Origin of the sequence: Streptomyces sp. NPDC057438 (genome assembly GCF_042802995.1) — a bacterium.
GTDB lineage: Bacteria > Actinomycetota > Actinomycetes > Streptomycetales > Streptomycetaceae > Streptomyces.
In genome coordinates this window covers 42777-50923 of sequence record NZ_JBHVDD010000067.1, presented here as the reverse complement: position 1 = coordinate 50923, position 8147 = coordinate 42777, and the positions used below count along the sequence as shown (strand labels likewise).

General features: G+C 68.9%; 4 protein-coding genes. 3 read left to right on the top strand and 1 reads right to left on the bottom strand.

The genetic code is table 11. The features are described from left to right. On the top strand, positions 1–4101 hold a 4101-nt coding region (locus ACFU5F_RS29635; protein ID WP_383893663.1), incomplete at its 5' end, for a HAMP domain-containing protein. Between the two features lie 297 nt (positions 4102–4398). Further along, a complete protein-coding gene (locus ACFU5F_RS29630) occupies positions 4399–5082 on the top strand; it encodes a two-component system response regulator (RefSeq protein WP_383893660.1) in 684 nt (227 codons plus the stop codon). A gap of 207 nt (positions 5083–5289) precedes the next feature. Here ACFU5F_RS29630 and ACFU5F_RS29625 read toward each other — a convergent pair whose 3' ends face one another. Then, the gene (locus tag ACFU5F_RS29625; protein WP_383893657.1) at positions 5290–5448 is read right to left on the bottom strand and encodes a hypothetical protein; all 159 of its coding nucleotides are present in this window, start codon (positions 5446–5448) and stop codon (positions 5290–5292) included. A 7-nt stretch (positions 5449–5455) separates the two neighbouring features. Between ACFU5F_RS29625 and ACFU5F_RS29620 the strand changes: the two genes are divergently transcribed. After that, entirely contained in the window at positions 5456–8014 is a 2559-nt protein-coding gene (locus ACFU5F_RS29620; RefSeq protein ID WP_383893653.1) for a DNA translocase FtsK 4TM domain-containing protein, read from the top strand. The last annotated feature ends 133 nt before the right edge of the window (positions 8015–8147 follow it).

Below are 8147 nucleotides of genomic sequence, written 5' to 3'. Positions count from 1 at the left end.
GACGAGGTCACGCGGGTGGCGAACGAGGTGGGTGCCGAGGGCCGGCTGGGCGGTCAGGCGCAGGTGCCGGGCGCGGCCGGGACGTGGAAGGACCTGACGGACTCCGTCAACACGGCGTTCCGGAATCTCACCGGGCAGGTGAGGAACATCGCGGCGGTGACGACGGCCGTGGCCAACGGCGACCTCTCGCAGAAGGTCACCGTCGATGTCGCGGGCGAGATGCTCGAACTGAAGAACACCGTGAACACGATGGTGGACCAGCTGTCGAGCTTCGCCGACCAGGTGACGCGGATGGCCCGGGACGTGGGTACGGAGGGCCGGCTCGGCGGTCAGGCCCGAGTGGACGGTGTGTCGGGTACGTGGAAGGAACTCACCGACTCCGTCAACTCGATGGCCGGCAACCTGACCTCGCAGGTGCGCAACATCGCGCAGGTGACGACGGCGGTGGCGCGGGGCGACCTGTCCCAGAAGATCGACGTGGATGCGCGCGGCGAGATCCTGGAGCTGAAGAACACCATCAACACGATGGTCGACCAGCTCTCCTCCTTCGCCGACCAGGTGACCCGGGTGGCCCGGGACGTGGGTACGGAGGGCCGGCTCGGCGGTCAGGCGCAGGTGCCCGGCGTCGCCGGTGTGTGGCGGGACCTCACCGAGTCGGTGAACGGCATGGCCGGCAACCTGACCGGCCAGGTCCGCAACATCGCGCAGGTCGCCACGGCGGTGGCCCGCGGCGACCTGTCCCAGAAGATCACCGTGGACGCGCGCGGCGAGATCCTGGAGCTGAAGAACACGCTGAACACGATGGTGGACCAGCTGTCGTCGTTCGCGGAGGAGGTCACCCGGGTCGCCCGTGAGGTGGGTACGGAGGGCCAGCTCGGCGGTCAGGCCGAGGTGCAGGGCGTCTCCGGCACCTGGAAGGACCTCACGCAGTCGGTGAACTTCATGGCGAACAACCTGACGATCCAGGTGCGCCAGATCGCCGAGGTCACGACCGCGGTCGCCAAGGGCGATCTGTCGAAGAAGATCACCGTCGACGCCAAGGGTGAGATCCTCGAACTCGTCACCACCGTGAACACGATGGTGGACCAGCTGTCGTCCTTCGCCGAGCAGGTGACCCGGGTGGCCCGTGAGGTGGGCACCGAGGGCATCCTGGGCGGCCAGGCGCACGTGCCGGGCATCACGGGCATCTGGAAGGACCTCAGCGGCAACGTCAACCTGATGGCCAAGAACCTCACCATGCAGGTGCGGAACATCTCCCAGGTCGCGGCCGCCGTCGCCAACGGCGACCTGACCCGCACGGTGACGATCGAGGCGGCCGGTGAGGTCGCGGAGCTGGCAGACACCTTCAACAGCATGGTGAAGACGCTCAGTTCGTTCGCCGACCAGGTCACCAAGGTGGCCCGTGAGGTGGGCACGGACGGCATCCTGGGCGGTCAGGCGCACGTACCCGGTGTGGCGGGCACGTGGAAGGACCTCACCGAGTCCGTGAACTCGATGGCGTCCAACCTGACCGGACAGGTCCGCAACATCGCGATGGTGACGACCGCCATCGCCAAGGGCGACCTGACCAAGAAGATCGACATCGACGCCCGCGGCGAGATCCTGGAGCTGAAGACCACCATCAACACGATGGTCGACCAGCTGTCGTCCTTCGCCGAGGAGGTCACCCGGGTGGCCCGCGAGGTGGGCACCGAGGGGCAGCTGGGCGGTCTCGCGCGGGTGCGGGACGTCGACGGCACCTGGCGGGACCTCACCGAGTCGGTGAACGAGATGGCCGGGAACCTGACCCGGCAAGTGCGCGCCATCGCGCGGGTGGCCACGGCGGTGACCCGGGGCGACCTGAATCTCAAGATCGACGTCGACGCGTCCGGCGAGATCAAGGAGCTGCAGGACTACATCAACAAGATGATCGCCAACCTGCGCGACACCACGATCGCCAACCAGGAGCAGGACTGGCTCAAGGGCAACCTGGCCCGGATCTCCGCCCTGATGCAGGGCCGCCGGGACCTCGACGACGTGGCCTCGCTGATCATGAGCGAGCTGACGCCGGTGGTGTCCGCGCAGCACGGCGCGTTCTTCCTCGCGCTGCCGTTCCTCGACGGCAAGGACCTCGCCCCGGACAACGACGACCAGTACGAGCTGCGCATGCTGGGCTCGTACGGCTACTCCATGGGGTCCATGCCGGCGTCGTTCCGGCCGGGGGAGGCGCTGGTCGGGACGGCCGCGAAGGAGAAGCGCACGATCCTGGTGGAGAACGCCCCGAGCGGTTATCTGAAGATCTCATCCGGGCTCGGTGAGGCACCGCCGGCGCAGGTCATCGTGCTTCCGGTGCTTTTCGAGGGAACCGTGCTCGGTGTGATCGAGCTGGCTTCGTTCACGCCGTTCACGCAGATCCAGAAGGACTTCCTGAACCAGATCGCGGAGATGATCGCGACCAGCGTCAACACCATCTCCGTCAACACCAAGACCGAGGTGCTGCTGAAGCAGTCGCAGGAGCTGACCGAGCAACTGCGCGAGCGGTCCGACGAGTTGGAGAACCGGCAGGAGGCCCTCCAGGCGTCCAACGCCGAGCTGGAGGAGAAGGCCGAGCTGCTGGCCCGGCAGAACCGCGACATCGAGGTCAAGAACACCGAGATCGAGGAGGCGCGGCAGGTCCTGGAGGAGCGCGCCGAGCAGCTCGCGGTGTCCATGCGCTACAAGAGCGAGTTCCTGGCGAACATGTCGCACGAGCTGCGTACCCCGCTCAACTCGCTGCTGATCCTCGCCAAGCTGCTCGCGGACAACGCCGAGTCGAACCTGACGCCCAAGCAGGTCGAGTTCGCCGAGACGATCCACGGGGCGGGCTCGGACCTGCTCCAGCTGATCAATGACATCCTGGACCTGTCGAAGGTCGAGGCGGGCAAGATGGACGTGTCGCCGACCCGTATCGCCCTCGTCCAGCTCGTCGACTACGTGGAGGCCACCTTCCGGCCGCTGACGGCGGAGAAGGGCCTCGACTTCTCGGTACGGGTCTCGCCGGAGCTGCCCGCCACGCTGCACACGGACGAACAGCGCCTGTTGCAGGTGCTGCGGAACCTGTTGTCCAACGCGGTGAAGTTCACCGACTCGGGCGCCGTGGAGCTGGTGATCCGGCCGGCCGGCGCGGATGCGCCGGTGGCCATCAAGGAACAGCTGCTGGAGGCGGGCTCGCTGCGGGACGCGGACGCCGACATGATCGCGTTCTCGGTGACGGACACCGGCATCGGGATCGCGGCCAGCAAGATGAGGGTCATCTTCGAGGCGTTCAAGCAGGCGGACGGCACCACGAGCCGCAAGTACGGCGGTACGGGCCTCGGACTGTCCATCTCGCGGGAGATCGCCCGGCTGCTGGGCGGCGAGATCCATGCGCAGAGCGAGCCGGGCCGCGGTTCCACCTTCACCCTGTACCTGCCGCTGCACCCGAGCGAACTGCCCCCGCAGGGCTACGCGCACGCCGCCCCGGCCGCGCTGGAGGCGGGGGAGCTGCTGGCCTCCGAGAACGAGCTGGCCGAACGCAGCCGCAGCGAGACACCGGCGGAGGTGAAGTCGTACCGCGAGACCCAGAACGGGGCCGCGGCGCTTTTCCGCCGGCGCCGCAGGTCCGTGCCGGCGAACTCAGGCTCCGACCTGGTCCAGCAGGGCAACGGGCAGCCGCAGGAGCACTGGGCGCAGGAGGCGGCGGCGCAGCCGCGCCGGACGGTCCGCTTCGACGGCGAGAAGGTGCTCATCGTCGACGACGACATCCGCAACGTCTTCGCGCTCACCAGTGTCCTGGAGCAGCACGGTCTGTCGGTGCTGTACGCGGAGAACGGCCGTGAGGGCATCGAGGTCCTGGAACAGCACGACGACGTGACGGTCGTCCTGATGGACATCATGATGCCGGAGATGGACGGGTACGCGACGACCACGGCGATCCGCAGGATGCCGCAGTTCGCCGGACTGCCGATCATCGCGCTGACGGCCAAGGCGATGAAGGGCGACCGGGAGAAGGCGATCGACTCGGGGGCCTCGGACTACGTGACGAAGCCCGTCGACCCGGATCATCTGCTGGCCGTCATGGAGCAGTGGATGCGGAGTGAGTGACAGGAGATACGGCTCGTGGTCACAATCCGTCGAGAGGCGCCCGGAGTTGTTGACTGAGTGTGGCCGAAGCCGTGTAGAAACGCGGGATTCGGGGAACCTTCTGGTCCCCGCTTGCGTTTCTGCTACGAGCACAGTGACATCACGGTGACAGGGTGTGGCGACGGGCGGGGTGCGGCTACGATGACCGGCACAAGGACGGGTGGCGCGAGGGAGTCGTCCCCTGGGGTGACACCGACCGGTGTCGCGCCGAGTCCTGCGGACAGGGGAGGCCCCAAGCCGGGGCGAGGAGGACGGGCCATGGTGCAGAAGGCCAAGATCCTCCTGGTCGATGACCGGCCGGAGAATCTGTTGGCGCTGGAGGCCATCCTCTCCGCGCTCGATCAGACACTGGTGCGGGCATCGTCCGGGGAGGAAGCGCTCAAGGCGCTGTTGACGGACGACTTCGCGGTCATCCTGCTGGATGTCCAGATGCCGGGAATGGACGGTTTCGAGACGGCCGCGCACATCAAGCGGCGTGAACGGACCCGGGACATCCCGATCATCTTCCTGACCGCCATCAACCACGGCCCGCACCACACGTTCCGTGGGTATGCGGCGGGTGCGGTCGACTACATCTCGAAACCGTTCGATCCCTGGGTGCTGCGTGCCAAGGTCTCGGTGTTCGTCGAGCTGTACATGAAGAACTGCCAGCTCAGGGAGCAGGCGGCGCTGCTGCGGCTTCAGTTGGAGGGTGGCGGCAAGGGCAACGCGGGTGGTTCCAAGGAGCCTTCCGGCGGCATTCTCGCCGAGCTGTCCGCGCGGCTCGCGGCCGTCGAGGAGCAGGCGGAGGCGCTGTCCAAACAGCTCGACGACGACTCGGCGGACGCCGCGGCCGTGGCCACCGCCGCCCATCTCGAACGCAAACTGACGGGCCTGCGCCGGGCGCTGGACGCGCTGGAGCCGGGCACGGGCGGTCCGCCGTCCCTGCCGTCGCAGAACTGAGCGGGTTCCCGGGTGTGTTCCTGGGCGCGGGCGGGGTCGGACAAGTGACCTCGGGCCGCGCCCGTTTGCGTCCGGCCGCCGTGCGGCTGAGGGACTGTCACACCACGTCAGTTTCGGAGCTCGGACGTCGCGACACGAACGGGTGAAGCAGGAGGCACACGTGTCGGCCGTGGTCTCCACCGGTAACCTCACACTCATGGCCTCACGTCAGTCCGCAGCGAAGAAGCCGCCCGCGAAGAAGGCGGCCGCTCCGACGAAGGCTCCGGCGAAGAAGGCCCCCGCGAAGAAAGCCGCCGCCCGGAAGGCACCCGCCAAGAGGGCGGCGGCGAAGAAGACGGCCCCTCCGAAGCCGGCGCCCAGTCCCACCGGAGGCGTGTACAGACTCGTACGCGCCGTCTGGCTCGGTGCCGCGCACGCCGTCGGCGCCGTCTTCCGCGGCATAGGGCAGGGCGCGAAGGGTCTCGACCCGGCGCACCGTAAGGACGGCGTCGCGCTCCTGATGCTCGCCCTCAGCCTGATCGTCGCCGCCGGTACCTGGTCCAACCTGCGCGGGCCGGTCGGCGATCTCGTCGAGATGCTCGTGACCGGCGCCTTCGGCCGTCTCGACCTGCTCGTGCCGATACTGCTCGCGGTCATCGCCGTGCGGTTCATCCGGCATCCCGAGAAGCCCGACGCCAACGGCCGCATCGTCATCGGCCTGTCCGCGCTCGTCATCGGCATCCTCGGCCAGGTCCACCTCGCGTGCGGCTCGCCCGCGCGCAGCGCCGGGATGCAGGCGATAAGGGACGCCGGGGGGCTCATCGGCTGGGGCACGGCCACCCCGCTGACCTACACCATGGGCGAGGCGCTGGCCGTGGCGATGCTCGTGCTGCTCACCGTCTTCGGACTGCTCGTCGTCACCGCGACACCGGTCAACGCGATCCCGCAGCGGCTGCGGCTGCTCGGGCAGAAGCTGGGCATCATCGCCGACGACGAGGACGGCGCCGAGTACGGCGAGGACGACACCCGCTACGACGAGCAGTGGCGCGACGCGCTGCCCGCGCGCTCCCGCGGGCGCGGCTCCGCCCCCGAGCCGTACGACCCGGAGGGCGCCGAGCAGGAGGCCCTCACCCGGCGCCGGCCGAGGCGCTCCGCGATGCGGCAGCCCGACCCGAACCGGCCGATGGACGCCGTGGACGTGGCCGCTGCGGCCGCCGCCGCGCTCGACGGAGCGGTGCTGCACGGCATGCCGCCCTCGCCGGTCGTCGCCGACCTCACCCAGGGCGTGAGCGCGGGCGACCGGGAGGAGACCACTCCCGTCCCGGCCGCGCGCAGCAAGCCGGCCCGGCAGGAGCCGCCGGCCGCCAAGCCGCCCAAGGGCGCCCGGCAGGACACCGTGGTGCCCGACCTGACCAAGCAGGCCCCCGAGGAGCACCGCGAGCTGCCGCCGCGCGCCGAGCAGCTGCAGCTCTCCGGCGACATCACCTACTCCCTGCCCTCGCTCGACCTGCTGGAGCGGGGCGGCCCCGGCAAGACCCGCAGCGCCGCCAACGACGCCATAGTGGCCTCCCTGTCGAACGTGTTCTCGGAGTTCAAGGTCGACGCGGCCGTCACCGGCTTCACCCGCGGGCCGACGGTCACCCGGTACGAGGTCGAGCTGGGCCCGGCGGTGAAGGTCGAGCGGATCACCGCGCTGACCAAGAACATCGCCTACGCCGTCGCCAGCCCGGACGTACGGATCATCAGCCCGATCCCCGGCAAGTCGGCCGTCGGCATCGAGATCCCCAACACCGACCGCGAGATGGTCAATCTGGGCGACGTGCTGCGTCTCGCGGACGCGGCCGAGGACGACCATCCGATGCTGGTCGCGCTCGGCAAGGACGTCGAGGGCGGCTATGTGATGGCCAATCTGGCGAAGATGCCGCACGTGCTCGTCGCGGGTGCGACCGGCTCCGGCAAGTCGTCGTGCATCAACTGTCTGATCACCTCGGTCATGGTCCGTGCGACCCCCGAGGACGTCCGGATGGTCCTCGTCGACCCCAAGCGCGTCGAGCTGACGGCCTACGAGGGCATCCCGCACCTGATCACGCCGATCATCACCAACCCCAAGCGGGCCGCCGAGGCACTGCAGTGGGTCGTGCGCGAGATGGACCTGCGCTACGACGACCTGGCCGCTTTCGGCTACCGGCACATCGACGACTTCAACGAGGCCATCCGCAACGGCAAGGTCAAGCTGCCCGAGGGCAGCGAACGCGAGCTGTCGCCGTACCCGTACCTGCTGGTGATCGTGGACGAGCTGGCCGACCTGATGATGGTCGCGCCGCGCGACGTCGAGGACGCGATCGTGCGGATCACGCAGCTGGCGCGCGCGGCCGGCATCCACCTGGTGCTCGCCACGCAGCGGCCGTCCGTGGACGTCGTCACCGGTCTGATCAAGGCGAACGTGCCCTCCCGGCTCGCCTTCGCCACCTCCTCGCTCGCCGACTCCCGCGTCATCCTCGACCAGCCCGGTGCCGAGAAGCTGATCGGCAAGGGCGACGGGCTGTTCCTGCCGATGGGGGCGAACAAGCCGACCCGTATGCAGGGCGCGTTCGTGACCGAGGACGAGGTCGCGGCGATCGTGCAGCACTGCAAGGACCAGATGGCGCCGGTCTTCCGGGACGACGTCACCGTGGGCACCAAGCAGAAGAAGGAGATCGACGAGGAGATCGGCGACGACCTCGACCTGCTGTGCCAGGCGGCCGAGCTGGTCGTCTCCACCCAGTTCGGCTCGACCTCGATGCTCCAGCGCAAGCTGCGCGTCGGCTTCGCCAAGGCCGGGCGACTCATGGACCTGATGGAGTCGCGGGGCATCGTGGGGCCGAGCGAGGGCTCCAAGGCACGTGACGTTCTTGTGAAACCCGACGAGCTGGACGGCGTGCTGGCCGTGATCCGGGGGGAGACTGAGGCGTAGGGGCCGCAGGCGGGATCGCGCAGGGGACGCGAGAAGGGCGCACGGCAGGGAGAAACCGGTTGTCCGGCGGGCGGAACGCGGATGCGATTACGGCATCCGGGTATTCGAACGTGACTCACCCGTAAGGAAATGG

What these genes read in the sequence shown, in the direction of transcription:
- ACFU5F_RS29630 (WP_383893660.1), top strand. Translation starts at nt 4,399, where the DNA reads ATGGTGCAGAAGGCCAAGATCCTCCTGGTCGATGACCGGCCGGAGAAT.